This window comes from Bradyrhizobium diazoefficiens, from assembly GCF_016616885.1.
Classification (GTDB): domain Bacteria; phylum Pseudomonadota; class Alphaproteobacteria; order Rhizobiales; family Xanthobacteraceae; genus Bradyrhizobium; species Bradyrhizobium diazoefficiens_F.
Map to the genome: position 1 here is coordinate 466,874 of NZ_CP067102.1, position 24,324 is coordinate 491,197.

The window sequence follows — 24,324 nt, forward strand, 5'->3', positions numbered from 1 at the left end:
TGATTAGGGCGAGCCGAGGGAATGCACCGCAATTTCAGCGGTGATGGTTGAGGAAGGTTCAACCAGACGGCGCCGCACGAAAAGCCGGCGCAGCTTCAGCGACGCCGGCGATTCGCGCGATGACGGTTGCGTATGTGGCGACAGCGGCGCCAGCACCCTCACGGATGCAAGATCACCTTGCCCATGGCCTGACGACCCGCGAGCACCTTCAATGCGTCGGCGGTCTGCGCCAAGGGGAAGATACGGTCGACATGCGAAGAAATCTTTCCTTCCGCCGTCCACTTCACGAGCTTCTCGAGATTGGCGCGATTCTTCTCCGGATTCTGCCGGGTCCAGGCGCCCCAGAACACGCCCCGAATGTCGCAGCCCTTCAAGAGCGCGAGGTTCAGCGGCATCTTCGGAATGTCGCCGGCGGCAAAGCCGATCACGAGGAAGCGACCTTCCCAGGCGATCGAGCGCAGCGCGGCTTCCGCATACGCACCACCCACGGGATCGAAGATGATGTCGACGCCATTGCCACCGGTGAGCTTGCGCAGGCCCTCCTTCAAATCTTCCTTGCCGTAGTTCAGCGTCAGCTCGGCGCCATGCGCTTTGGCGAATTCGAGCTTCTCGTCTGACGACGCGCAGGCGATTACCTTCAAGCCCATCAGCTTGCCGAGCTCGCAGGCCGCTAAGCCTGTGCCGCCGGCCGCACCGAGCACCGCGAGCGTCTCGCCCGGCTTCGGGCTCGCGCGATCCTCCAGCGCATGCAGCGCGGTGCCGTAGATGATGATAATGCCGGCCGCGCGGTCATAGTCGAGATTGTCGGGAATCTTCACGATCGCTGCCGCCGGCAGCGCGATCTTTTCGCGCGCGCCGTTGTGGCCGCAGGAGGCGACCACACGATCGCCGACCTTGAGGTCAGTGACACCAGGGCCGATGCTCTCGATCACGCCCGAGACTTCGGCAGCCGGCGAGAACGGGAACGGCGGCTTGATCTGGTACTTGCCCTGAATCATCAGGATGTCGAAGAAGTTCAGCGCCGCCGCCTTGATCGCGATCACGGCTTCGCCGGGACCAGCCACCGGATCCGGCACATCGGCGAGCACGAGATCGTCGGGCTGGCAATATTGCGAGCAGAGGATGGCTTTCATGGCGACACCTAAGCGTTTCGAGGCAGAATTACAGTTGGCTGTTTCTGCCGGATTTAACGTGGTCCGACAATCTGATTTCTTTGTCCAGAGCAGCACGAAGGCCTATCCTTGCGTCATTGCGAGCGAAGCGAAGCAATCCAGAAACCGTGCCGCGGAAATAGTCTGGATTGCTTCGCTTCGCTCGCAATGACGAAATCCGCGGAGAAGGGATTCAAACGATGTTTGAAACAGGTCTGCTTAGGCGAAAGCGCATTCTCGTCACCGGTGGCGGCTCGGGCCTCGGCGCCGCGATGGGACGCCGCTTTCTCGCACTCGGCGCCGAGCTCGTGATCTGCGGCCGCAAGCTTGACCGTCTCGAAGCAACCGCGACGGAAATGCGCGCGCAAACTGGCGGCAAGGTCACGACAATCGCATGCGACATTCGCGACGGTGCGGCCGTCGACGACATGATGAATGCAATCTGGCGCGAGGCGCCGCTCGACATCCTCGTCAACAATGCTGCCGCGACCTTCATCGCGCAGAGCGAGCATTTGTCGTTCCGTGCGGCGGACGCGGTTCTGGCACCGACGCTGCATGGCGCGATGTACTGCACGCTCGCCGCCGGCAAGCGCTGGATCGATGGCGAGCACAATGGCGTCGTGCTTTCGATCCTCTCGACCTCGACCATCACCGGCCGCGCCTTCACGGTTCCCTCCGCGATGGCGAAATCGGCGGTGCTGGCGATGACCAAAAGCCTCGCGGTGGAGTGGGGCCCGAAAGGCATTCGCGCTGTTGCGATCGCGCCGGGGCCGTTCCCGACCGCTGGCGCATCGGGCCAGCTCCGCCCCGAGGGCCGTGACGACGACTGGACCTCGCGAAACCCGATGGGACGCACCGGCGAGCACAGTGAGCTCGCCGATCTCGCCAGCTTCCTGGTCTCGGACCGCGCCGGCTACATCAACGGGGAGATGGTGGTGATCGACGGCGGTGCGCATTTGCGCAGTTCCGGCGTCGAGGACCTGTTGCGATGGACTGATGCGCAATGGGCGGACCAGCGTGCGGCACGCACCAAGAGCTAGGCCAGTCACCCGCTAACTGCCTTCCCAAATTGGACTTTTCCGGTTATCCCTGCGACGGGGACAAAGCGCGGCCGGGCCATCTTCCAGTCACAATATTGAGGGAACCACTCCAGCATGTGGCGGGTGCTGATTTTAGCTTTGATGACGGGCGTGACGGCCGGTGGGATCGCCGATTCCGCGCGGGCGCAGACGGCGCAACCGGCGCCGAAGGCTGCGGCCAAGCCAGCCGCTGCCGCCAAGACGGCGGCCAAGCCCGAGAGCAAGCCGGTCGCCCCTCCCGCGGCGGCTGCGGGTGGTGCGGAGCCGACCCTGATCGGGCAGTTCGGCACCTGGGGTGCCTATTCGGCGACACCCAACGGCAAGAAGGTCTGCTTTGCGCTGGCAAAACCCTCGTCGTCGAAGACCAATCCGCCGAACCGGCCCCGCGATCCCGCCTATGCCTTCGTCGCGACCCGCCCGGCCGAGAAGGTGAACAATGAAGTCTCGGTCATGATCGGCTATGCGCTGAAGCCGGGCTCGGAATCCTCGGTCGAGGTCGGCGGCGCTGCGTTTGCGATGTACACGCAGGGCGACGGCCTCTGGATCAAGAACGCGGCCGAGGAGGAGCGGATGGTGGAAGCCATGCGCAAATCCGCCGATCTCGTGGTCAAGGGCGTCTCGGCCAAGGGGACGGAGACGACCGACACGTTCTCGCTGAAGGGCCTCGCCCAGGCGCTCGACCGGATTTCGCAGGACTGCAGGCGTTAAGGCTGCGGGCTTAGGCCTTTAGGGCTAAGCAATAGCCACGGTCGCAATCGGCGGTTCCGGTTGCTATATAGGGGTATCCCAAAGGTGCTGCCGTCATGGCCGGGCTTGTCCCGGCCATCCACGCGCTGGCAACGGGCGAAAAAGAACGTGGATGCCCGGGCATGACGAGAGATATCAGGCAACCGATGCAACCGACGACCGAGCCGCGCGACGCAATCCTGGTGGAGAAGACTCCACTCGAAACCTATGTGCCGCCGGCGAAGCCATCGCTGATTGGTCTGTCGCGCACTGAGCTTGCCGATCGCCTCGGCGAGATCGGCGTTCAGCCTTCGCAGCGCAAGATGCGCGTGCAGCAGCTGTGGCACTGGATGTATTTCCGCGGCGCTCAAAGCTTCGACGACATGACCTCGGTCTCGAAGGGCATTCGCGCCGAGCTCGCGCAACACTTCACCGTCGACCGGCCCGACGTCGTGGCCGAGCAGATCTCCAACGATGGCACCCGCAAATGGCTGCTGCGTCTGCCGAGCGGCGACAATGTCGAGAAGGCGCATGAAGTCGAGTGCGTCTACATCCCCGAGACCGATCGCGGCACGCTCTGCGTCTCCTCGCAGGTCGGCTGCACCTTGAACTGCTCGTTCTGCCACACCGGCACGCAGCGCCTGGTGCGCAACCTCACCGCCGGCGAGATCGTGGGCCAGATCATGGTCGCGCGCGATCGCCTGAATGATTGGGCCGATCGCGAGGACGGCACGCGCCGCGTCACCAACATCGTGATGATGGGCATGGGCGAGCCGCTGTACAATTTCGATGCGGTCCGCGATGCGCTCCTCATCGTCGGCGACAATGAAGGCATCGGCATCTCCCGCCGCCGCATCACGCTGTCGACGTCAGGCGTGGTGCCGAACATCGTGCGCGCCGGCGAAGAGATCGGCGTGATGCTCGCGATTTCGCTGCATGCGGTGCGTGACGAGTTGCGCAACGAGCTGGTGCCGCTCAACCGCAAATATCCGATCAAGGAGCTGCTGCAGGCCTGCCGCGACTATCCCGGCGCCTCGAATGCGCGCCGCATCACCTTCGAATATGTGATGCTCAAGGGCGTCAACGATTCGCTCGACGATGCAAAACTGCTGGTGAAGCTGCTCAAGGGCATTCACGCAAAAATCAATCTGATCCCGTTCAATCCCTGGCCCGGCACGGCCTATGAATGCTCGGACTGGGACCAGATCGAAAAGTTCTCCGAATATATTTTCAACGCCGGCTATTCCTCGCCGGTGCGCACCCCGCGCGGCCGCGACATCCTCGCTGCTTGCGGCCAGCTCAAGTCGGAGACCGAAAAACTCTCCGCCCGCGAACGCCAGGCGTTGCGCGCCATGGCGATGACGGACTAGTCGGATATGTGCGCGCTCTTGCTTCCTCGTCATTGCGAGGAGCGCAGCGACGAAGCAATCCAAACTGTCTCCGCGGACGCATTTCTGGATTGCTTCGCTCTGCTCGCAATGACGACTACGGTGGCTTTTCTCGCATGTCCCTGATCGGCCGCCTCATCGTCATCTTCATCGGCTTTCTCGCCGCCTGTTTCGTCGGCGGCATGATCGTCGTCGGCGCGCTCCTGTTTCCGGAATTTTCCGATCTCGGCGCCGGTCCGGTCGACCAGGGCACGATCGACATCCTGCTCGGTTTCGGCTTCATCTTCGTCTCGGGTTTTGCTCTGGTTCCGGCGGCCGTGATCGTCACGATCACCGAAGCGCTCTATATCCGCAGCGCGCTGGCCTATGCCGTCGGCGGCGGCCTGGTCGGACTCGCCTGCTATCTCGGCCTCGTTCCCTTCCACTCTGACACGTTGGAGTTCGAAGGCATCGTGCGCCGGCATCTGGAGATCATGACCGGTGCGGGCATCGTCGCCGGCGTCGTCTACTGGCTGATCGCCGGCCGCAACGCCGGCGCCTGGCGCATCCCGCCGGCCCCACGCAAGCCGCCTCCGCCGCTGCCGTTGAATTCAAGGCCGGATACGCGGTGAGTTTCTTACCCTCCCCTGGAGGGGCAACCCCGGATCGCATCGCTAGATGCGATCCGGGGTGGGGTGACAGACTATCCGGGACGGCGGTGCGTGTGGCTTCACCCCACCTCGGTTCGCATTTCGCTTTGCTACATGCGAACCGATCCTCCCCCTCCAGTGACCCTCCAGTGGAGGATGGGCCCTTCCGCAAGGGTTTTCATCCCCGCCCCACTCCGCTAAACCGCGCGCCATGAACCGGACTGGACTCTTCATCGCCCTGGCGCTGTGGCTTGTGATCGGCGTCGTTTTCGGCCTCTACCCCGAGCTCGATCTCAAGCTCGCCGCGCTGTTCTTTGACCCTGAGACAAAGACATTTCCGCTCAAGCTGAACGGCTGGGCCGGCATCGCGCGAGACGCTGCGATGTGGGTCTCCTGGGCCTTCGTACTGCCTGCGCTGGTCGCACTCGTGGTCAAGATGATCAGGCCCGATCGTCCCTTGATGGTGTCGGGGCGTGCGATCGTGTTCCTGCTGGTCACGATCATCCTGTCGGCCGTCCTTCTCGCCAACCTCACCTTCAAGACCTATTGGGGCCGGCCGCGGCCGGTGGTGGTGACCGAGTTCGCCGGCGATCAGCAGTTCGTGGCGTGGTGGGATCCGCGCGGCGATTGCGCGCGCAATTGCTCGTTCTTCTCGGGCGAGGGGGCGACAGCATTCTGGACGTTGGCGCCGGCTGCGCTCGCACCACCGGCATGGCGGCCGCTCGCTTATGCCGGCGCGGTGGTGTTCGGCGCCACGACCAGCGGTCTCCGCATGGCCTTCGGCGGCCACTTCTTCACCGATGTCGCGACCGCCGGCCTCGTCACCTTCATCGTGATCTGGTTCGGCTACGCGCTGATCTACCGCTGGCCGCGGACCCGGTTTTCGGACGAGGCGGTCGATGCCGCCCTGACCCGGCTGAACATGCCCCTCTACCGGCTCCGCAAGCGCCTGTTCGGCGGCAAGGCGGGCCCCGCACCGTCGATTTGAGCCATTAAATGCGTGCCCAGGTCAGCGAAATTTGATATTCGCGCGGTCAAACCACTAGCCATCAGCCCCTTGCCATCAGCCCCTGAAGCCCCGATTGGAAGCGCCATGACCACGATCCTGAAAAGCCTGCCCAAGGGTGAGAAAGTCGGCATCGCGTTTTCGGGCGGCCTCGACACGTCAGCGGCGCTGCTCTGGATGAAGCAGAAGGGCGCGCGCTGCTACGCCTATACCGCCAACCTCGGCCAGCCAGACGAAGCCGACTACAACGAGATCCCACGCAAGGCGGAAGCGTTCGGCGCCGAGAAGGCCGTGCTGGTTGATTGCCGCACGCAGCTCGTCCACGAAGGCATCGCCGCGATCCAATCGGGCGCGTTCCACATCTCGACCGGGGGCACCGCCTATTTCAACACCACGCCGCTCGGGCGCGCGGTCACCGGCACGATGCTGGTCGCGGCGATGAAGGAGGACGGCGTCAACATCTGGGGCGACGGTTCGACCTTCAAGGGCAACGACATCGAGCGCTTCTATCGTTACGGCCTTCTGACCAATCCGAGCCTGCGCATCTACAAGCCCTGGCTCGACCAGCAGTTCATCGACGAGCTCGGCGGCCGTGCCGAGATGTCGGCGTTCATGACCGCCCAGGGCTTTGCCTACAAGATGAGCGCCGAGAAGGCGTATTCGACCGACAGCAATCTGCTCGGCGCCACGCACGAGGCGAAGGATCTCGAAAGCCTCGACAGCGGCATCAAGATCGTCAACCCGATCATGGGCGTGCCGTTCTGGCGCGACGACTGCAACGTCAAGGCCGAGAAGGTCGTCGTGCGTTTTGAGGAAGGCCAGCCGGTCGCGCTGAACGGCCAGACTTTTGGCGATCCCGTCGCGCTGTTCCTCGAAGCCAATGCCATCGGCGGCCGCCACGGCCTCGGCATGAGCGATCAGATCGAGAACCGCATCATCGAGGCCAAGAGCCGCGGCATCTACGAGGCGCCCGGCATGGCGCTGCTGCACATCGCCTACGAGCGTCTCGTCACCGGCATCCACAACGAGGATACGATCGAGCAGTACCGCATCAGCGGCATGCGCTTGGGACGCCTGCTCTATCAGGGCCGCTGGTTCGACTCGCAGGCGCTGATGCTGCGCGAGACCGCGCAGCGCTGGGTCGCGCGCGCCGTCACCGGCGAGGTCACGCTGGAGCTGCGTCGCGGCAACGACTATTCGATTTTGAACACGGAAAGTCCGAACCTCACCTATGCGCCTGAAAGGCTCAGCATGGAGAAGGTCGAGGACGCCGCGTTCACGCCGGAGCATCGCATCGGCCAGCTCACCATGCGCAATCTCGACATCGCGGACACGCGGACGAAGCTCGGTCTCTATTCGAAGACCGGCCTGCTGTCTGGCAGCGAAGGCTCGCAGATTTTCCGGCTGGAGAGCGACAAGGGTTAGTTGTCGCCGGGGACTTCACTGGTCATTGCGAGCGAAGCGAAGCAATCCAGAATCTTTCGACGGTGACAGTCTGGATTGCTTCGTCGCAAGTGCTCCTCGCAATGACCAAAATAAAATGGCCGGGATCGCTCCCGGCCATTTTTGCGTTTGTGCTTCGCCTTAGCGCGGCGGCGTGGTGCCGGGCGGGGGCGGCGGCAGCGAGGCCTGACCGCCGTTGAGCAGCGGCGTGATGCGACGCACGGTGACGCGCCGGTTGATGCGACTCGGACCGTCGGTCTGCTCCTTCAGGTACTGCTTGCCGTAGCCCTGCGACGTCAGGTTCTCCGCCGGCACACCGAACTGCTGGGTCAGCAATTCGGCTGCGGACTGCGCGCGGCGATCCGACAGCGACAGATTGTCGACGTCGTTGCCGACCGCGTCGGTGTGTCCCTCGATCAGGAACACCTCGCGCGGGTTGCGCTGAATCGCACGGTTGAGGCCGTCGGCAATCGTCTGCAACCGCGCCGCCTGGTCCGGCGGGATGACCCACGATCCGGTTTCGAAGTTGATCGTGTTGACGTCGATGCTCGGCATCGCCATGCGGACGTTCGGCGAGTAGCGAATCTCGTCGAGCGAATAGCGCCGTTCGATCCGTTGGACCGGCGGTGCCTCCATGGTCTCGTAGATCACGTCCGGCGTCGCTTCCTGGGCATCGACGATGTAGCGATCGTAGGGAATGTTCACTACCGGCGGCGGCACGTCGACATAGAAGCCGCCGACCGCGCGCGGATCGCGATAGCTGTTGTCGATGATGACGAGCTCTTGCCCGCGGGGGTCCCTGCGGATTCGACGCAGCAGCGAGCCGTCCGGGCCGACCACGGTGATCACCTCGCTGCCATCAGGGCGGATCACGACGGTGCGGGTTTCGCCGCCGAAGGTCTCGGTGCGGATGTCGCGGGCGCCATAGCGGAAGCGATAGAGATCGTTGCCGCGGACATATTCCTGCCCGCCGGGGTCGCGGATGATGATGCGATCCGGCTCGGTGTAGATGGTGCGGCCGCCTTCGACGACCTCCTGGCGCTGATTGGCATAGTCGGCGATGGTGGCGCCGATCACGGCACCGGCCACCACGCCCGCGCCGAACGCCAGCGGCGTCAGGTCACGCTGCTGCGGACGCGGCGCCGGCGGCAAGGGTGCCGCGACCGTCGGCGCGGCGCGGAAGGCCGGAGTAACTGTCGGCGGCGCGTTCTGCGCCCTGTCGGGCGGTGCCGTGGCCGCCGCCGAACCAGGGACGACAGACGGCGCTGCGGCGCCGGCGGGCGGCGCGGGTCGGGTCGGGACGCCCGCCTGCGGTGCCGCAGGCGGAGTTCCGGCAGCCGGCGCGCCGGCAGGCGGCGTCCCACCCTGACGTCCGGGCGGGGTCGTCACCGCGCCACCGGGAGCCGGCGTTGCTGTCGGGGCCGGGGTGGCACCTGGAGCCGGTGTTCCCGCAGCCGGAGGCGCGCCGGGACGTCCGGGCGGCGTCGTCGGGGTGCCACTTGGCGCCGGGGTGGCACCTGGAGCCGGTGTTCCTGCAGCCGGAGGGGCACCGGGACGTCCGGGCGGCGTCGTTGGGGTGACATTTGGCGTCGGCGTGGCGCCTGGAGCCGGTGTTCCTGCAGCGGGAGGAGCGCCGGGACGTCCGGGCGGCGTCGTCGGGGTGCCACCTGGCGCTGGCGTGGCGCCCGGAGCCGGTGACCCTGCAGCCGGGGGAGCACCGGGGCGTCCGGGCGGCGTGCTGCCAGGCGATGGCGTCGCGGAGGGGGTGGGTGTGGGCGTGGTTGTCGGGGCAGCAGGTGTCGTGGCCGGGCGAGCTGCCGGTGCTGCGGGCGACGGAGTGGGCGTTGCGGTCGGAGCGGGCGTCGCCGCCGGCGCAGGCCGTGCCGCAGAAGGTGGCGTGGCTGCAGCAGGCGGAGGTGGCGGAGGAGTCGGACGCGCCGGTGCTGCCGCGGGCGGTGGCGGAGTCGGTGTCGGTGCGTGCTGCTGTGGGGCTGCTGCCGGAGGCGGCGGTGTCGGGGCATGTTGCTGCGGAGCCGCGGCCGGAGGCGGTGTCGGCGCCTTGGGTGCAGCCGGCGGCGGCGGGGGTGGCGGAGGAGCCTGACGGGTCGCGGGCGGCGCAGCCGGCGGTGGCGGCGGCGTCGGGCGGGCCGGTGCGGCAGCCGGCGGAGGCGCGGCGGGGGGATGTGGCGGTGCAGCCGCCGGCGGCGGTGCGGCCGGTGCCTTGGGCGCGGCAGGTGGCGGCGCAGCAGGTGGCGGCGGAGGCGGCGCTGCCGGGCGCGCAGCGGGCGGCGGTGCCTTTGGCGCTTCCTTCGGAGGCTGCTTCGGTTTTCCGTCAGGGCCCAATTCTGGCTGGGCCTGGGCGACCACGAGCGGCGGCGCGCTTTGCGCATGCGATGCGGAGCTTGCAAATTGCATCGCGGTCAGAGCGGTCGTGGCAAGCAGCACGAAACGAAGGCTGGTCATGTGGTTCAACTTCCCCGGAAGGTTCTTTGACGAAGCGTTGGTTTGAAGTCTTGGTTCAACGAAGTGTTGGAATGAACGGCTACGCGTTAGGCCGCATTGTGGCGGGCGAAGTGGTCGCGGCCCGATTTATTTCTGCACGCAAATCACGTCACTATGGCGACGTTCATTGCGCATTCAGACGCTGGTTGCAATCGCCTCACATGTGATCGCTCTCGTCTCACATGTGCCCCTGCGACGAATTGGCATCCGTCGCGGGATTCGGCGCGAGCGGACCGTTCGGTCCGCGCGATGGAATCTCTTCAGGCATGCGACCCGGCAATTCATCGGGCCGCGGTGACTCGCCGGGCTCGTGCACCGGCGGCGTGATTTCAGGCTGCGGATTGCCCGGCGGAATTCCGGGCGGCGGCTCGGTCGGCGTGCCGGGTGTCGATGGCGGTATCTCGGGCGGTTCAATCGGCATCGGCATCACAAAGATCAGTTATCGGAAAACGACAACGATAATGCCGCGCCGATGTTCCCCGGCGCGCCGCGCTATTCCGGTGCGTGACAGACCGCCTCGATGTTGTGGCCGTCGGGGTCCAGCACGAAGGCGCCATAATAGTTCGCGTGATAATGCAGGCGAAGGCCGGGCGGCCCGTTGTCGCGGCCACCGGCGGCCATCGCAGCCTTGTAGAACGCGTCGACCGTCGCGCGGTCCTTGGCGAGGATCGCGACATGCACCGGCTTGTTCATCGCGCCCTCGCCGCCGATCCAGAAGTCGGGCTTGCCGCCGGCGCCGAATCCGGCTGCCGCGGCGTGACCGGTCTGCTCTGCCGTGACTTCCATGATCAGGCTGTAGTCGAGCGGCGCCAGTGCCTTGCTGTAGAATGCTTTCGCGGCCTCGTAATCGGAGACGGAGAGGCCCAAGTGATCGATCATCGCAACCTCCGTGGTTCGTCGTCAGCGTGACAGGAGCGTGTTGCTCCGTGTTTTGCGCGCGATGGTAAAGCCGCGCGCGACCATGTCGGCGATACAATCCTGCTGCCATTCGTTTTGTGACAGATGCTCGATCACGACCGCGCGGGGCCACAGCGCTTGCGGCGCGTCGCGGAAGAAGCCGATCAGCACGCGGTCCTCAAAACCCTCGACGTCGATCTTGAGCGTGTCGACCTGGGTGACGCCGGCTTCATCCAGAATGCGAGTCAGCCGCAGCGACGGCACCTTGATCGCCTCGGCGCTGGCCGCACCGGTGACGACGTGGGTGGCGCCGAGATTGCCGCCGCCGCTCTCGATCATCAGCTCGCCGTCGCTGTCGCCCGCGGCGGCCTGCACCAGGCGCACCTGCATCGCGTCCGATGCGGCATGGTTGAACGAGAGCCGGCCAAAGGTCAGCGGATGCGGCTCGATCGCGATCACCTTGCCATTGGTGCCGACATGCCGCGCCATCACCAATGCGAAGGTGCCGACATTGGCGCCGACATCGACGAACGTGCCGCCGGCCTGCGTGTGCTGGCGCAGGAAATCGAGCTCGTCGAGATTGTAGTCGGGATTGAACAACGCGCCGCGTTCGGTCGCGCTGCCCTGGTGATAGAAGCGGAACGAGGCGCCCTGATATTGCACGTCGATCGGGCCGCTGCGCAGCAGATTGACCAGCCGCGACATCCAGGGCCGAAACGCGCCGCGCTTCAGCCCCGATCCTTGCACGAGGCGAATGATTGTGGCCTGCGCAGCGTTCGGCGCAAACGCGCCGAACGGCGCGGATGAAAGGGCATTGTCGGGCGTCAAGCAGGCGATCCTCGTTGCAGGCGGCGCATGCATAGCCGGTTTTGCCGGGGACTCCAACGGCGCTTAGGCCGCCTTTTTCACCGTCGGCTTGCGCTGGCGCAGGAGGCGGCCGAGCAGCTTGCGCCTGCCCTTGCGCGGGATCAGGTCGATGTCGCTGACGAGTTTCGCGCCGCCCTTGCGGCGCTCCAGCACGATCTTGCGGCTGTGGAAGGCCTCCAGCTCGACGCGATGCGCGACGCTGACGATGGTCGCCTTCGGCAGCTCGTCGGTGACCATCTTCATCATCTTGTCCTGGCTCTTCTCGTCGAGCGCGGAAGTCGCTTCATCGAGCACGACGATATCGGGGCTGTGCAGCAAGAGCCGCGCGAAGGCGAGGCGCTGCTTCTCGCCACCTGACAACGTCTGATCCCACGGCCCCTCTTCCTCGATCTTCTCCTTGAGATGATCGAGGCCGACCTTGTGCAGGGCTTCGCCGATCTCCTCGAGGGTCCAGTCGTCCTCGGCGCCGGGATAGGCGACCGCGCGGCGCAAGCTGCCTGAGGGCACGTAGGGCCGCTGCGGCAGCATGAACAGCCGCCGGTCGGGATGGAAATTGACGCTGCCGCCGCCCCATGGCCAGAGGCCGGCGATGGCGCGCACCAGCGTGCTCTTGCCGGTGCCGGATTCGCCGGCGACCAGCAGCCGCTCGCCGGGCTCGATCACGACCTCGGTCTCGCCGACCACGGCAGTGCCGTCGTCGAGCGTGACGGAGAGATCCTTCAGCTCCAGCATGGCGTCATTGCCGGTCTCGCCGCGCTTGATGCGGCCGAGGCCGTCGCCCTGCTCGGCGCGCTCGAGGCCGTCGAGCGACATCATCAGCGAGGCGATGCGGTGGGCGCAGGCATTCCAGTCGGCCAGCCGCGGATAATTGTCAACCAGCCAGCCGAACGCGCTCTGCACGATGGTGAAGGCGGAGGCCGCCTGCATCACCTGTCCGAGCGTCATGCTGCCGTCGAGAAACTTTGGTGCGCAGAGCAAAAGCGGCACCACGGGGGCAACGAGGCTCGAGCCCTGCGACACCAGCGTGGTCCGCATGTGCTGCCCTGCGAGCCGCGCCCACTGCCTGAGCACGCTGCTAAAATTGCGGTCGAGGCCGCTGCGTTCTTCTTCTTCACCGCCGAGCAGCGCGATGCTCTCGCCATTCTCGCGCACGCGCGTCAGCGTGTAGCGGAAATCGGCTTCGGCCTGGTTCTTGTCCTCGGAGACCTGCACGAATTGACGGCCGATCACCACGATCGAGCCCGAAGCGATTCCCGCATAAAGCATCGCGGCGACCACGAGGAAAGCGGGAATCGTGATGCTCGATCCTCCGAGCGTGACGGTGAGCGCGCCCCCGATGGTCCAGAGCACGACGATGAATGTGGCGGCCGACAGCAGGGCGGAGGTTACGCCGGCGAGGAAGTCGACCGGCGAATCCGTTGCGACGCGCAAGTCTTCGGCGATCCGGTATTCCGGATTCTTGTGATCGCCGCCAACGAGATTGAGCTGGTAGTAGCGCCCGTTGGCGAGCCAGCGCGTCAGCACGCTGTTGGTGAGCCAGGCGCGCCAGCGCCGCTGGATGCCCATGCGCGCAAATACCTGCGCGACGCCGAGCACGATGCTGCCGATCGCGAGCGGGAAGAACAATGCGGTGAGGTGAAAGACCGTGGTCGCGTCGCGCGTCTCGATGGCGTCGAAGATCGCGCGATTCCAGACGTTGATGCCGTATTGGAAGCCGACGGTCAGGACAATGAGGACGACGAGACCAATCGAGAACGGCCAGGCGAGGCGGTCGCCCGTGCGGCTCCAGAAGCCGCGCGCGCTGATCCAGAACCGCGTCAGCAGATAATCCTTGCGCGCCTGCTCGATCTCCTCGGGCGAGAGGTCCGGATCAGGCTCGAGCACTTCGGGCGGCGGCGGCGCGATCTCGTCGCCGCCCTCGCCCTCGGGGTCGATGATGGGCGGCTTCTTGCCCTGGTCGCGCTTTGCGGCTGGCCTTTGCATGGCCGGATAACGCAAGAGAAATCAGTCGGTTCCCTTGGGTTCCGCCGGCCCGATCACTCGGCGGCGCCGTCGCGCACCCGTTTCAGCCGCGCCGCGTTGTGCAGGACCCGAGACAATTCCTCGATCGAATAGGGCTTTTGCACGAGCTCGAAGCCGACGACGCCGTCCTGGGACAAAGCGTGGCTGTAGCCTGTGGTCAGCACGATCGGCACGCCGATGCAGTGATCGCGGATTGCCTGCGCGAGATCGAGCCCGGTCATCCCCGGCATGACGACGTCGGAGAACACGACGTCGAAGCGATCGGGGTCGCCGACCAGCTCGGTGAGCGCGTCGGCGGCGTTGTCCACCAGCGTGATGCTGTAGCCGAGCCCGGTCAGCCCGTCGGCGGCGAAATTGCCAAGCTCGATATTGTCCTCGACGACCAGCACCGACATGCCGCTGCCGGCGACGGCCGGTGCGGTGGTCGGCGCCTGGCTCCGGGGCAGCAGAGCCGCCGGTACGCGCGGTAGATAGAGCGAGAACGTGCTGCCCTGGCCGACCTCGCTCATGACCGTCACCTCGCCGCCGGATTGGCGGGCGAAGCCGAACACCTGCGACAGGCCGAGGCCGGTGCCCTGGCCGACCTGCTTGGTGGTGAAGAACGGCTCGAAGATGCGCCCCAGTTGCGCAGCGGGAATGCCGATGCCGGTATCGCTGACAGTGATGCAGACGAATCCAATATTTTTTGAGGTCTGGCTGCCCGAAAGGTGCGCCAGTGTATCGGGAACGGTCGTGGCCGCGTTGACCGTGAAGACGATACGGCCCTTGCCCAGCATGGCGTCGCGCGCGTTGGTCGCCATGTTGATGATGGCCGTCTCGAACTGCCCGGCATCGGCGTTGACGAGGCAGGGCTCGGCCGGCAGCTTCGTGACGATTTCGATGCCTGGTCCGAGCAGCGTGGCGAGCATGTCGCGCAGCAACTGCATGCGATCGCCGATGTCGAACACTTCGGGCTTCAAGGTCTGGCGCCGCGCGAAGGCCAGGAGCTGCGAGGTCAGCTTGGCCGCGCGCGCGACCGCCTCCGCAATCGCCGTGATGTAGCGCTGCCGCCGCTCCTCGCTCAGTTGCGGGCGGTTCAAGAGATCGACGGAGGCACGGATCACGGTCAGGAGGTTGTTGAAGTCGTGCGCGACGCCGCCGGTGAGCTGGCCCAGTGCCTCCAGTCGCTGGCTGTGCTTGAGCGCCTCCTCGGCTTCGCGCCGCTTGGCAGCTTCGGTCTGGAGATGCTGGGTGCGGCGGAAGGCGAAGGCCAGCAGAATGAACAGCAGCGCGGTCGCGGGCGCGCCGAACACCAGATGCTGGCTCATGGTGGCGAGCCAGCGCGCGCGGATCGCCGACGTTTCGAGGCCGGCGCTGACATAGATCGGATATTCGGCGACACGCCGGTAGCCGATGCGCCGCTCAATCCCGTCCGAGGGCCAGGCGATGGTCATCAGCCCGTGATCGGGATGGGTTGCGATGTGCCGGCCGACCGGACCGCTGGGGTCGAGCCGGAAATCGCGATCGAGTCGCGGGAAATGCGTCAGCAGCACGCCGTCGGCGCGCCCCATCGCAAAGAAGCTGCCGGGATCGGTGCCGATCCGGGCGTAAAAACTCTCGAAATATTCCGGCAGCACGGACGCCTGGATCACGCCGATGAAGCTGCCGTCGTCGGAGGAGCGGCGGCGGCTGACGCCGAAGAAGCGCGCGCCCTGGTAGGGAGGCCGCGGCGTCAGCGAGGCGCCGATGAAGGTGCCGATGCTCTGGTCGACATGGGCATAGAAGTAATCGCGGTCCGCAAAGCTCTGATCCGACGGCGGTGATACCAGACTGTTGACCAGCGGTTTTCCGTTCGTGTCGAAGATCCAGGCCGATTTGAGTTGCGGAAGGGCGTCGGTCAGCTGCTTCAGGCGCCGGTGCAGCGCAGGTTCCCGCGCCCGGATGATGTTATCGGGAAGGTCGCGTACGACTTCGTTGATCTCGGCCAGGCTGCGATCGATGGTCTCGAACACCTTGAGCGCATGCTCATGCGCCACATCGAGCGTGCGCTCGATCTCACGGTCGGCGATGTCGAGCGTCGAATTGTGGGAAATCGTTGAGGCGATGGCGAACAGCGCAATCGGCAGCGCCAGGGATGCGGCCATCATCCACTGCAAGAGTCTCAGCGAATTGCGTTGCGCGCCCTGCACGGTCGCTCCGGTCCCCCGACCGGAGAGCTTACTTGAATCTTACGCTGAGAAGGAAGCGACTTGTAGTTGGAACCGGAGGTTGTAGTTCGCTGATTCGCCCGCGGCGCGGGATGGGGTCAATTTTACCCAAAATAGCCCCGGTTGTAGAATGCCCCGGCCGTCTCGGCCGGGGTACAGTGTGAGCCGCGCCTAGATCTGGCGCTCGACCATCTTGAGCTTGAGCTCGGCGATGGCTTCGGCCGGGTTCAGGCCCTTCGGGCAGGCCTTGGCGCAGTTCATGATGGTGTGGCAGCGGTAGAGTCGGAACGGATCCTCGAGATTGTCGAGCCGTTCGCCGGTGGCCTCGTCGCGCGAATCGGACACCCAGCGGTTGGCCTGGAGCAGGGCCGCAGGACCGAGATAGCGGTCGCTGTTCCACCAATAGCTCGGGCACGAGGTCGAGCAGCAGGCGCAGAGAATGCACTCGTAAAGACCGTCGAGCTTCTCGCGGTCCTCGTGGCTCTGGCGCCATTCCTTCTGCGGCGTCGGCGAGGTCGTCTTCAGCCACGGTTCGATGGAGGCGTACTGCGCATAGAAATTGGTGAGGTCGGGGACCAGGTCCTTCACCACCGGCTGGTGGGGCAGCGGATTGATCTTCACCGCGCCGTCCTTCACGTCATGCATCGAACGTGTGCAGGCCAGCGTGTTCTGGCCGTCGATGTTCATCGCGCAGGAACCGCAGACGCCTTCGCGGCAGGAGCGGCGGAAGGTCAGCGACGGATCGATGTGGTTCTTGATCCAGATCAGGCCGTCCAGCACCATCGGACCGCAGTCGTTGGTGTCGACGTAATAGGTGTCGACGCTCGGATTCTTGCCGTCGTCCGGATTCCAGCGATAGACGCGGAATTCGCGAACGTCGGTCGCGCCCGCGGGCTTCGGCCAGGTCTTGCCGCCGGTGATCTTCGAGTTCTTCGGAAGTGCGAATTCAACCATTCGATTAAGGCTTTCGCTGTTCGCTCAGTACACGCGCGCCGTTTAGTACACGCGAGCTTTGGGCGGGATATACTGCACGTCGTTGGTCATGGTGTAGTCGTGAACCGGACGGTACTCGATCTTGACCTTGCCGGAATCGTCCAGCCAGGCCAGCGTGTGCTTCATCCAGTTCTTGTCGTCGCGCGCGGAGAAGTCCTCGCGGGCATGGGCGCCGCGGCTCTCGGTGCGGTTGGCGGCCGAATTCATCGTCACCACCGCCTGCGAGATCAGGTTGTCGAACTCCAGCGTCTCGACGAGATCCGAATTCCACACCAGCGAACGATCGGACACCGCGATGTCGGTGATGCCGTTGTGGACCTTCTCGATCAGGTTCTGGCCTTCGCTCAGGATATCGCCGGTGCGGAACACCGCGCAGTTGTTCTGCATCACGTGCTGCATGCCTTCGCGCAGCTTTGCGGTCGGCGTGCCGCCTGAGGCGTAGCGGTAATGGTCGAGACGGCCGAGCGCGAGCTCGGCCGAGTTCGCCGGCAGCTCGGGCTGCTTGGCGTTCGGCGTCAGCTTGTCGGCGAGGCGTAGCGCCGCGGCGCGGCCGAACACGACGAGGTCGATCAGCGAGTTGGAGCCGAGGCGGTTGGCGCCGTGCACGGAGACGCACGCGGCTTCGCCGATCGCCATCAGGCCGGGGATGATGGCGTTGTCGTCGCCGTCCTTCTTGGTCAGGACTTCGCCGTGATAGTTCGTGGGGATGCCGCCCATGTTGTAGTGCACGGTCGGCACGATCGGGATCGGTTCGCGCGTCACGTCGACATTGGCGAAGATCTTTGCGGATTCGGAGATGCCCGGCAAGCGCTCGGCGAGCACCGCGGGATCGAGATGGTCGAGATGAAGGAAGATGTGGTCCTTCTTCTTGCCGACGCCGCGCCCCTCCCGGATCTCGATGGTCATCGCGCGCGAGACGACGTCGCGTGACGCCAGATCCTTTGCGGACGGTGCGTAGCGCTCCATGAAGCGCTCGCCCTCGGAGTTGACGAGATAGCCGCCTTCGCCGCGCGCACCTTCGGTGACGAGGCAGCCCGAACCGTAGATGCCGGTCGGGTGGAACTGAACGAACTCCATGTCCTGCATCGGCAGGCCGGCGCGCAGCACCATGCCGCCGCCGTCGCCGGTGCAGGTGTGCGCCGAGGTGCAGGAGGCGTAGGCGCGGCCGTAGCCGCCGGTCGCGAGGATCACGGTCTGGGCGCGGAAGCGGTGCAGTGTGCCGTCGTCGAGCTTGAGCGCGATGACGCCGCGGCAGGTGCCCTGGTCGTCCATGATCAGGTCGATCGCGAAGAACTCGATGAAGAACTCGGCCGCGTGGCGCAGCGACTGGCCGTACATCGTGTGCAGCATGGCGTGGCCGGTGCGGTCGGCGGCGGCGCAGGTGCGCTGCGCCTGGCCCTTGCCGTAGTCCATGGTCATGCCGCCGAACGGGCGTTGATAGATCTTGCCGTCCTCGGTGCGCGAGAACGGCACGCCCCAATGCTCGAGCTCGTAGACCGCGTCGGGCGCGTTGCGCACCATGTATTCGATCGCGTCCTGGTCGCCGAGCCAGTCCGACCCCTTCACGGTGTCGTACATGTGCCAGCGCCAGTCGTCCTTGTGCATGTTGCCGAGCGAAGCGGAGATGCCGCCCTGCGCCGCAACCGTGTGCGAGCGGGTCGGAAACACTTTGGTGATGCAGGCGGTGCGAAGACCGGCCTCGCTGCAGCCGACCACGGCGCGCAGGCCCGCGCCGCCGGCGCCGACCACGACGACGTCATAGGTGTGGTCTTCGATCGGATAGGCTTTGCCGTTGGTGGCGGGAGCGCCGTTGCCCTTGCCATTCGTCTCAGGGGCCATGGCTTACACTCCGGATGAAAGTTGGAGAATCGCGTAGATCGAGGCGAGCGCAACCGCGGCCGCGAAGAAATTGTTGAGCATGATCGAGACCAGCTTCAGCTTCTCGTTGTGGACGTAGTCCTCGATCACGACCTGCATGCCGATCTTCATGTGCCAGGCGCTGGCGACGATGAAGAGCACCATGATGATGGCGACCGGCAGCGAGCCGAGGATCTGCTTGGCGCCGGCCTGGTTGCGGCCGAGCAGCATCATGATGATCACCAGCACCGGGATCATCAGCAGCGTCATGGCGACGGCGGTGAGGCGCTGGCGCCAGAAGTCGGATGTGCCGGAATGCGCAGCGCCCAGATTGCGGACGCGGCCGAGTGGGGTGCGCATGCTGCGCTTCGGCGTATCGGATGTGCTCATCGTCCACCTCCGGTCGCGTAGGCGATGATCCAGATCAGCACCGTCAGCGCGATACCGCCGATCAGCGCGCCCCAGGTCAGGGCCTCGCGCTCATTGGCCTTGAAGCCGTAGCCGAGGTCCCACACTAGGTGCCGGATGCCGCTCAGCATATGGTGCATCAACGCCCAGGTGTAGCCGAACACGATGAGGCGGCCGATGATGCTGCCAGTGAAGGCCTGGACGTTGGCGTAAGCGGCCGGGCCCGAGGCCGCCGCAACCAGCCACCAGGCCAGCAGCAGGGTTCCGACATAGAGGGCGATACCGGTGGCGCGATGGACGATGGACAGCGCCATCGTGAGCGTCCAGCGGTACACTTGCATGTGTGGTGAAAGCGGTCGTTCGATCCGTGCGGTCATGGGCTTTTGATGTTTAGGCGGCCCAGCAGGGGGCGCGCGGGGATCGCGAAGGTTCGGCTCTATTTACGTAGTCGATTTGGCCCGCGCAATCACCAAATCGCCATAAATCGAACCGGGGTTCAGCGCTACGGCGTTGATGAACCAAGCCCAATCAGGGGCTTGGTATACCAGCGCGGTGGCGCACCGACCAAGATCGGAACGAACATTCACCTCTTGGAGCGGCGCCGAGACGCATTGAAATTACTATTGGAACGGCTCTAACCCGCCGGTCGACAATCACGGTACGAACCAGTCAGTTCATGACGCCGATGTCGGCGCGATTGGCCGATGCCCCGTTACCAATTTTCGTCATGCGCATCGATTTTCCGCGCGACGGCGGATATGCGCAGCCTGCATCCCACCCCAGCCGGAAGAGGCAGCGTGTCGACCGCGGGAATCAGATCGCCTACAGCTTGGCGCGCAGCCGAATCCGAACGTGCATCTCGGAGATGTTGCGACCAGTCGCCGGGGCAGGTCAGGGGTGATTGCAGGTCTTGATATCAAGGAGCTGGTCGAGCTCGCGCTGCTGCTGATCGCGGTCGGCGCGCTCTCGGGAATCCTCGCCGGCGTGTTCGGCATCGGCGGCGGCGCGATCCTCGTGCCGGTGTTTTACGAATGCTTCCGCATTGCCGGTGTGCCGCTCGAGGTGCGCATGCCGCTGTGCGTCGGCACCTCGCTTGCGGTGATCATCCCGACCTCGATCCGTTCGTTCCAGGCACATTACAAGCGCGGCGCCGTCGACATGTCGATCCTGCGCGTGTGGTGGCTGCCGATCCTGATCGGCGTCGTCGCCGGCAGCGTGGCCGCGCGCTACGCGCCGGAGCGGCTGTTCAAGATCGTGTTCGTCTGCGTCGCCTATTCGGCCGCAACGCGTCTCATCTTCGCACGCGAAACCTGGAAGCTCGGCGACGACCTGCCGGAAGGCCCGTTGATGCGCATCTACGGCTTCTGCGTCGGCATTCTCTCGACCTTGATGGGCATCGGCGGCGGATTGTTCTCGAACCTGCTGATGACCTTCTACGGCCGGCCGATCCATCAGGCGGTGGCGACGTCATCCGCGCTCGCCGTGCTGATCTCGATCCCCGGCGCGCTCGGCTACATCTATGCGGGCTGGCCCGCGGCTGCGACTTATCCGAGCGTCGCGGCGCTGCAAATCCCGTTCGCGCTTGGTTACGTCTCACTGATCGGTGCCGTGCTGGTGATGCCGATGAGCCTTGTCACTGCGCCGCTCGGTGTAACAGCCGCGCATGCGATGTCGAAGCGCACCCTCGAAGTGGCATTCGGCTGTTATCTGTTCATCGTCGGCAGCAGGTTCGTGATGAGCCTGTTGGGCGGCCAGTAGCGGCCACAAACTCCGTCATTGCGAGCGAAGCGAAGCAATCCAGAATCTCCGCGGAGGCAGCCTGGATTGCTTCGTCGCAAGGGCTCCTCGCAATGACGGAGCGAGAGAGCGGCGCCCCTCACTTCTTCGCGTAAATATCCTTGTACGTATCCCGCAGCACGTTCTTTTGCACCTTGCCCATGGTGTTGCGCGGTAGTTCGTCGACGACGAAGACGCGCTTGGGCATCTTGAATTTGGCGAGCCTTCCGTCGAGCGCCTTCAGCACCGCGCCTTCGGTGATATCGGCGCCCTTGTTGCAAACCAGCACGGCCGTGACACCCTCGCCGAAATCGGCATGGGGCACGCCGATCACGGCGGATTCGATCACGCCGGGCATGGCGTCGATCTCGCTCTCGATTTCCTTCGGATAGACGTTGAAGCCGCCGGAGATCACGAGGTCCTTGCCGCGGCCGAGAATGTGGACGTAGCCCTTGTCGTCGATCTTGCCGAGGTCGCCGGTGATGAAGAAACCGTCGGGACGGAATTCCGACTTGGTCTTCTCCGGCATGCGCCAATAGCCCTTGAAGACGTTCGGGCCCTTGACCTCGATCATGCCGATCTCCTCGCGCGGCAGTTCCTTGCCGGTCTCAGGCTCGGTCACGCGCACGGAGACGCCGGGCAAGGGAAAGCCGACCGCGCCAGGCACGCGCTCGCCGTCATAGGGGTTCGACGTGTTCATGTTGGTCTCGGTCATGCCGTAGCGCTCGAGCACCGCATGGCCCGTGCGCGCCGACCATTCGCGATGGGTCTCGGCCAGCAGCGGCGCCGAGCCCGAAATGAACAGCCGCATATGTTTCGTGGTTTCGCGCGACAGCGCGGAATTCTGGAGCAGGCGGGTATAGAAGGTCGGCACGCCCATCAGCACGGTCGCGCGCGCCATCAGCTTGATGATGAGATCAGGATCGAGCTTCGGCAGGAAGATCATCGATGCCCGCGAGAACAGCGTCACGTTGGTCGCCACGAACAGGCCGTGGGTATGGTAGATCGGCAGCGCGTGGATCAGCACGTCCTTGTCGGTGAAACGCCAGTAGGCGACCAGCGAGAGCGAGTTCGACGCGAGATTGTCATGCGTCAGCATCGCACCCTTGGAGCGGCCGGTGGTGCCCGACGTGTAGAGGATCGCGGCGAGATCGTCGTTCGTCCGCGGGACCGTCGTGAATTCGCTGCTGGCCGTCTCGGCTGCGTCGGTCAGCGAACCCTTGCCGTCAGCTCCGAGCGTCTCGACCTTGGCCCTCACCTTGGCTGCGATCGGGGCGAGGCCTTCGGCTTTGGCGGGATCACAGACCACCAGCGACGGCTCGGCATCGCCGATGAAGTAATCGAGCTCGTTCAGCGTATAGGCGGTGTTGAGCGGCAGATAGACCGCCCCGGCCCGCACCGTGGCGAGGTACAGCACGATGTTGGCGACGGATTTTTCCACCTGCACCGCGACGCGGTCGCCGGGCCTCACGCCGCGCGCGACCAGCACATTCGCCATTTGCCCGGCCCGCGCGATCAATTCGCCATAGCTGATATGGACGCCGTCCTGCGTTTCGATCGCGAGACGCGCAGGGGTATCGAGGCCGTCGAACAGGCGGGAAAACAGGTTGGCGTTGGCTGCGTGCTTCATGCAAGATTTCCTCGACCGCAAGACTGACAAGGCCGGTCAAAACCGAGGGCTGGATTAGCAAAAACCGCCCCAATGAAGCAACGGAGACAGTTGGCATGGCAAAAAACGGGAAACGCGTGGCCTGGGTCACGGGCGGCGGCAGCGGGATCGGTGAGGCCGGCGCCGAGGCGCTCGCGGCCGACGGCTGGACCGTCGTGGTCTCCGGCCGCCGCAAGGACGCCCTGGAGACCGTGGTCGCGAAGATCGCCAAGGCCGGCGGGACCGCCGAGGCGCTCGCGCTGGACGTGGCGGTCGCGGCTGACACCCAGAAGGCGGCCGATCTCATCGTCGCGAAGCACGGCCGGATCGACCTGCTCGTGAACAATGCCGGCATCAATGTCCCCAAGCGCAACTGGAAGGACATGGAACTGGAGGGCTGGGACCGGCTGGTCCAGGTCAATCTCAACGGCGTGCTCTATTGCATGCGCGCGGTGCTGCCGACGATGCGCAAGCAACAGGACGGCTCGATCATCAACGTCTCGTCCTGGGCCGGCCGCCACGTCTCGAAGATGCCGGGCCCAGCCTACACCACGACCAAGCATGCGGTGCTGGCGCTGACCCATTCCTTCAACATGGACGAATGCGTCAATGGCTTGCGCGCCTGCTGCCTGATGCCGGGCGAGGTGGCGACTCCGATCCTGAAGCTGCGCCCGGTGGTGCCGAGCGAGGAGGAGCAGGCGAAGATGCTGCAGTCGGAAGATCTCGGCCGCACCATCGCGTTCATCGCATCGATGCCACCGCGCGTCTGCATCAACGAGCTCCTGATCAGCCCGACGCATAATCGCGGGTTCATTCAGACGCCGCACAACAGGGATTGAGGTGCCCGTCATTGCGAGCGAAGCGAAGCAATCCAGGAATGCGTCCGCAGAGACAGTCCGGATTGCTTCGTCGCACCAGCGCAAAATTGCTACGCAATTTTGTCGCGGGCTCCTCGCAATGACGGTGGATCGACCACACGGGCTCAACGCCCCTTAGTTTCATGCATCACGATAAATTATTGTTCGAAACCACTTCGCAAACCCTCCCGTAGTTCGGACCAACGACGCGCTACTGCCTCACGTCAAACTGTCGCAGCCGCCGTTGTTGCCCCAACGCAAACGCCGGCGCATTGCCGGTCACAATCCAAACGGGAGTTTCTCCATGTCGAAGCGCATTTCCTATCTCACCGCCGCTGCCTTCAGCGCGCTGGCCATCACCGCGACCGTCATCGCGCCTGCCCGCGCCGAGGAAAAGACCGTCATGGTCGGCGGCGCCGCGATGTTCCCGTCGAAGAACATCGTCCAGAATGCCGTCAACTCGAAGGATCACACCACGCTGGTGGCGGCGGTGAAGGCGGCCGGCCTCGTCCCGACGCTGGAAGGCAAGGGTCCGTTCACGGTGTTCGCGCCGACCAACACCGCCTTCGGCAAGCTGCCGGCCGGCACCGTCGACACCCTGGTCAAGCCCGAGAACAAGGCGGCGCTGACCAAGATCCTCACCTACCATGTGGTGGCGGGCAAGCTCGAAGCCTCCGACCTCACCGACGGCAAGAAGCTGAAGACCGTCGAGGGTGAGGAACTCACAGTGAAGAAGCAGGACGGCAAGGTCTGGATCGTCGACGCCAAGGGCGGCACCTCGATGGTGACGATTTCCAACGTCAACCAGTCGAATGGCGTGATCCATGTGGTCGATACCGTGCTGATGCCGGCAACGTAACACCGCGCAACCCTGTTTCATCCCCTACAG

General features: G+C 65.0%; 23 protein-coding genes. 11 read left to right on the forward strand and 12 right to left on the reverse strand.

Annotation, left to right across the window (positions count from 1 at the left end):
- Nucleotides 1-158: 158 nt before the first annotated feature.
- The gene (locus JJC00_RS02155) at nt 159-1,133 is read right to left on the reverse strand and encodes an NADPH:quinone oxidoreductase family protein (RefSeq protein WP_200471129.1); all 975 of its coding nucleotides are present in this window, start codon (nt 1,131-1,133) and stop codon (nt 159-161) included.
- Here JJC00_RS02155 and JJC00_RS02160 point away from each other — a divergent pair.
- From JJC00_RS02160 to argG, 7 genes are all read left to right on the forward strand, one after another.
- On the forward strand, nt 1,132-1,323 hold the full coding sequence (locus JJC00_RS02160; RefSeq protein WP_200471130.1) for a hypothetical protein: 192 nt from the start codon (nt 1,132-1,134) through the stop codon (nt 1,321-1,323). The two genes, JJC00_RS02155 and JJC00_RS02160, sit on opposite strands and share 2 nt — an antisense overlap.
- A 28-nt stretch (nt 1,324-1,351) precedes the next feature.
- Nucleotides 1,352-2,191 carry an SDR family oxidoreductase gene (locus tag JJC00_RS02165; protein WP_200471131.1) on the forward strand — a complete coding sequence of 280 codons (840 nt, stop codon included), beginning with the start codon at nt 1,352-1,354 and terminating at the stop codon, nt 2,189-2,191.
- Between the two features lie 114 nt (nt 2,192-2,305).
- Nucleotides 2,306-2,938, forward strand: coding sequence for an invasion associated locus B family protein (locus JJC00_RS02170; RefSeq protein WP_200471132.1), 633 nt, complete (start codon nt 2,306-2,308; stop codon nt 2,936-2,938).
- 185 nt (nt 2,939-3,123) lie between these two features.
- Nucleotides 3,124-4,326, forward strand: a complete 1,203-nt coding sequence (gene rlmN, locus JJC00_RS02175; protein ID WP_200473955.1) for a 23S rRNA (adenine(2503)-C(2))-methyltransferase RlmN — start codon at nt 3,124-3,126, stop codon at nt 4,324-4,326.
- A gap of 134 nt (nt 4,327-4,460) precedes the next feature.
- Complete coding sequence (locus JJC00_RS02180; protein ID WP_200471133.1) at nt 4,461-4,955, forward strand: hypothetical protein; 495 nt, start codon at nt 4,461-4,463, stop codon at nt 4,953-4,955.
- A gap of 229 nt (nt 4,956-5,184) precedes the next feature.
- Entirely contained in the window at nt 5,185-5,961 is a 777-nt protein-coding gene (locus JJC00_RS02185) for a phosphatase PAP2 family protein (RefSeq protein ID WP_200471134.1), read from the forward strand.
- 105 nt (nt 5,962-6,066) lie between these two features.
- A complete protein-coding gene (gene argG / locus JJC00_RS02190; protein ID WP_200471135.1) occupies nt 6,067-7,404 on the forward strand; it encodes an argininosuccinate synthase in 1,338 nt (445 codons plus the stop codon).
- 159 nt (nt 7,405-7,563) lie between these two features.
- Here the strand turns inward: argG and JJC00_RS38835 are convergent, their stop codons facing one another.
- Nucleotides 7,564-8,811: an OmpA family protein gene (locus JJC00_RS38835; RefSeq protein WP_433996477.1), complete on the reverse strand. Its 1,248-nt coding sequence runs from the start codon at nt 8,809-8,811 to the stop codon at nt 7,564-7,566.
- 392 nt (nt 8,812-9,203) lie between these two features.
- On the opposite strand from JJC00_RS38835, the gene JJC00_RS38840 reads away from it, so the two are divergent.
- Nucleotides 9,204-10,091: a hypothetical protein gene (locus JJC00_RS38840; RefSeq protein WP_433996478.1), complete on the forward strand. Its 888-nt coding sequence runs from the start codon at nt 9,204-9,206 to the stop codon at nt 10,089-10,091.
- Nucleotides 10,092-10,102: 11 nt separating this feature from the next.
- On the opposite strand, the gene JJC00_RS02200 is transcribed toward JJC00_RS38840, so the two are convergent.
- The 9 genes from JJC00_RS02200 to sdhC all read right to left on the reverse strand — a co-directional run bounded on the left by JJC00_RS02200 (nt 10,103) and on the right by sdhC (nt 19,531).
- Nucleotides 10,103-10,345: a hypothetical protein gene (locus JJC00_RS02200; protein ID WP_200471137.1), complete on the reverse strand. Its 243-nt coding sequence runs from the start codon at nt 10,343-10,345 to the stop codon at nt 10,103-10,105.
- A gap of 71 nt (nt 10,346-10,416) precedes the next feature.
- Nucleotides 10,417-10,803, reverse strand: coding sequence for a VOC family protein (locus tag JJC00_RS02205; RefSeq protein ID WP_200471138.1), 387 nt, complete (start codon nt 10,801-10,803; stop codon nt 10,417-10,419).
- 21 nt (nt 10,804-10,824) lie between these two features.
- A complete protein-coding gene (locus JJC00_RS02210) occupies nt 10,825-11,649 on the reverse strand; it encodes an FkbM family methyltransferase (protein WP_200471139.1) in 825 nt (274 codons plus the stop codon).
- 63 nt (nt 11,650-11,712) lie between these two features.
- Nucleotides 11,713-13,671 carry an ABC transporter ATP-binding protein/permease gene (locus JJC00_RS02215; RefSeq protein ID WP_200471140.1) on the reverse strand — a complete coding sequence of 653 codons (1,959 nt, stop codon included), beginning with the start codon at nt 13,669-13,671 and terminating at the stop codon, nt 11,713-11,715.
- A 53-nt stretch (nt 13,672-13,724) separates the two neighbouring features.
- Nucleotides 13,725-15,878, reverse strand: a complete 2,154-nt coding sequence (locus JJC00_RS02220; RefSeq protein ID WP_200471141.1) for a hybrid sensor histidine kinase/response regulator — start codon at nt 15,876-15,878, stop codon at nt 13,725-13,727.
- 189 nt (nt 15,879-16,067) lie between these two features.
- A complete protein-coding gene (locus tag JJC00_RS02225; RefSeq protein ID WP_014438957.1) occupies nt 16,068-16,850 on the reverse strand; it encodes a succinate dehydrogenase iron-sulfur subunit in 783 nt (260 codons plus the stop codon).
- A gap of 42 nt (nt 16,851-16,892) precedes the next feature.
- Entirely contained in the window at nt 16,893-18,728 is a 1,836-nt protein-coding gene (gene sdhA, locus JJC00_RS02230; RefSeq protein WP_200471142.1) for a succinate dehydrogenase flavoprotein subunit, read from the reverse strand.
- Nucleotides 18,729-18,731: 3 nt separating this feature from the next.
- Nucleotides 18,732-19,136, reverse strand: coding sequence for a succinate dehydrogenase, hydrophobic membrane anchor protein (gene sdhD / locus JJC00_RS02235; RefSeq protein ID WP_200471143.1), 405 nt, complete (start codon nt 19,134-19,136; stop codon nt 18,732-18,734).
- On the reverse strand, nt 19,133-19,531 hold the full coding sequence (sdhC, locus tag JJC00_RS02240; RefSeq protein ID WP_200471144.1) for a succinate dehydrogenase, cytochrome b556 subunit: 399 nt from the start codon (nt 19,529-19,531) through the stop codon (nt 19,133-19,135). The genes sdhD and sdhC overlap by 4 nt, the downstream gene beginning before the upstream one ends.
- A gap of 520 nt (nt 19,532-20,051) precedes the next feature.
- On the opposite strand from sdhC, the gene JJC00_RS02245 reads away from it, so the two are divergent.
- Nucleotides 20,052-20,912 (forward strand): sulfite exporter TauE/SafE family protein, encoded by an 861-nt coding sequence (locus JJC00_RS02245; RefSeq protein ID WP_200471145.1) that lies wholly within the window; start codon nt 20,052-20,054, stop codon nt 20,910-20,912.
- Between the two features lie 118 nt (nt 20,913-21,030).
- On the opposite strand, the gene JJC00_RS02250 is transcribed toward JJC00_RS02245, so the two are convergent.
- Nucleotides 21,031-22,560, reverse strand: coding sequence for a malonate--CoA ligase (locus JJC00_RS02250; protein WP_200471146.1), 1,530 nt, complete (start codon nt 22,558-22,560; stop codon nt 21,031-21,033).
- A 95-nt stretch (nt 22,561-22,655) separates the two neighbouring features.
- On the opposite strand from JJC00_RS02250, the gene JJC00_RS02255 reads away from it, so the two are divergent.
- A complete protein-coding gene (locus JJC00_RS02255; protein WP_200471147.1) occupies nt 22,656-23,417 on the forward strand; it encodes an SDR family oxidoreductase in 762 nt (253 codons plus the stop codon).
- A 322-nt stretch (nt 23,418-23,739) separates the two neighbouring features.
- Nucleotides 23,740-24,294: a fasciclin domain-containing protein gene (locus tag JJC00_RS02260; protein WP_200471148.1), complete on the forward strand. Its 555-nt coding sequence runs from the start codon at nt 23,740-23,742 to the stop codon at nt 24,292-24,294.
- Nucleotides 24,295-24,324: the final 30 nt, after the last annotated feature.

What these genes read in the sequence shown, in the direction of transcription:
- JJC00_RS02160 (WP_200471130.1), top strand. Translation starts at nt 1,132, where the DNA reads ATGGCGACACCTAAGCGTTTCGAGGCAGAATTACAGTTGGCTGTTTCT.
- JJC00_RS02155 (WP_200471129.1), bottom strand. Translation starts at nt 1,133, where the DNA reads ATGAAAGCCATCCTCTGCTCGCAATATTGCCAGCCCGACGATCTCGTG.
- JJC00_RS02165 (WP_200471131.1), top strand. Translation starts at nt 1,352, where the DNA reads ATGTTTGAAACAGGTCTGCTTAGGCGAAAGCGCATTCTCGTCACCGGT.
- JJC00_RS02170 (WP_200471132.1), top strand. Translation starts at nt 2,306, where the DNA reads ATGTGGCGGGTGCTGATTTTAGCTTTGATGACGGGCGTGACGGCCGGT.
- rlmN (WP_200473955.1), top strand. Translation starts at nt 3,124, where the DNA reads ATGCAACCGACGACCGAGCCGCGCGACGCAATCCTGGTGGAGAAGACT.
- JJC00_RS02180 (WP_200471133.1), top strand. Translation starts at nt 4,461, where the DNA reads ATGTCCCTGATCGGCCGCCTCATCGTCATCTTCATCGGCTTTCTCGCC.
- JJC00_RS02185 (WP_200471134.1), top strand. Translation starts at nt 5,185, where the DNA reads ATGAACCGGACTGGACTCTTCATCGCCCTGGCGCTGTGGCTTGTGATC.
- argG (WP_200471135.1), top strand. Translation starts at nt 6,067, where the DNA reads ATGACCACGATCCTGAAAAGCCTGCCCAAGGGTGAGAAAGTCGGCATC.
- JJC00_RS02200 (WP_200471137.1), bottom strand. Translation starts at nt 10,345, where the DNA reads ATGCCGATTGAACCGCCCGAGATACCGCCATCGACACCCGGCACGCCG.
- JJC00_RS02205 (WP_200471138.1), bottom strand. Translation starts at nt 10,803, where the DNA reads ATGATCGATCACTTGGGCCTCTCCGTCTCCGATTACGAGGCCGCGAAA.
- JJC00_RS02215 (WP_200471140.1), bottom strand. Translation starts at nt 13,671, where the DNA reads ATGCAAAGGCCAGCCGCAAAGCGCGACCAGGGCAAGAAGCCGCCCATC.
- JJC00_RS02225 (WP_014438957.1), bottom strand. Translation starts at nt 16,850, where the DNA reads ATGGTTGAATTCGCACTTCCGAAGAACTCGAAGATCACCGGCGGCAAG.
- sdhA (WP_200471142.1), bottom strand. Translation starts at nt 18,728, where the DNA reads ATGGCCCCTGAGACGAATGGCAAGGGCAACGGCGCTCCCGCCACCAAC.
- sdhD (WP_200471143.1), bottom strand. Translation starts at nt 19,136, where the DNA reads ATGAGCACATCCGATACGCCGAAGCGCAGCATGCGCACCCCACTCGGC.
- sdhC (WP_200471144.1), bottom strand. Translation starts at nt 19,531, where the DNA reads ATGACCGCACGGATCGAACGACCGCTTTCACCACACATGCAAGTGTAC.
- JJC00_RS02250 (WP_200471146.1), bottom strand. Translation starts at nt 22,560, where the DNA reads ATGAAGCACGCAGCCAACGCCAACCTGTTTTCCCGCCTGTTCGACGGC.
- JJC00_RS02255 (WP_200471147.1), top strand. Translation starts at nt 22,656, where the DNA reads ATGGCAAAAAACGGGAAACGCGTGGCCTGGGTCACGGGCGGCGGCAGC.
- JJC00_RS02260 (WP_200471148.1), top strand. Translation starts at nt 23,740, where the DNA reads ATGTCGAAGCGCATTTCCTATCTCACCGCCGCTGCCTTCAGCGCGCTG.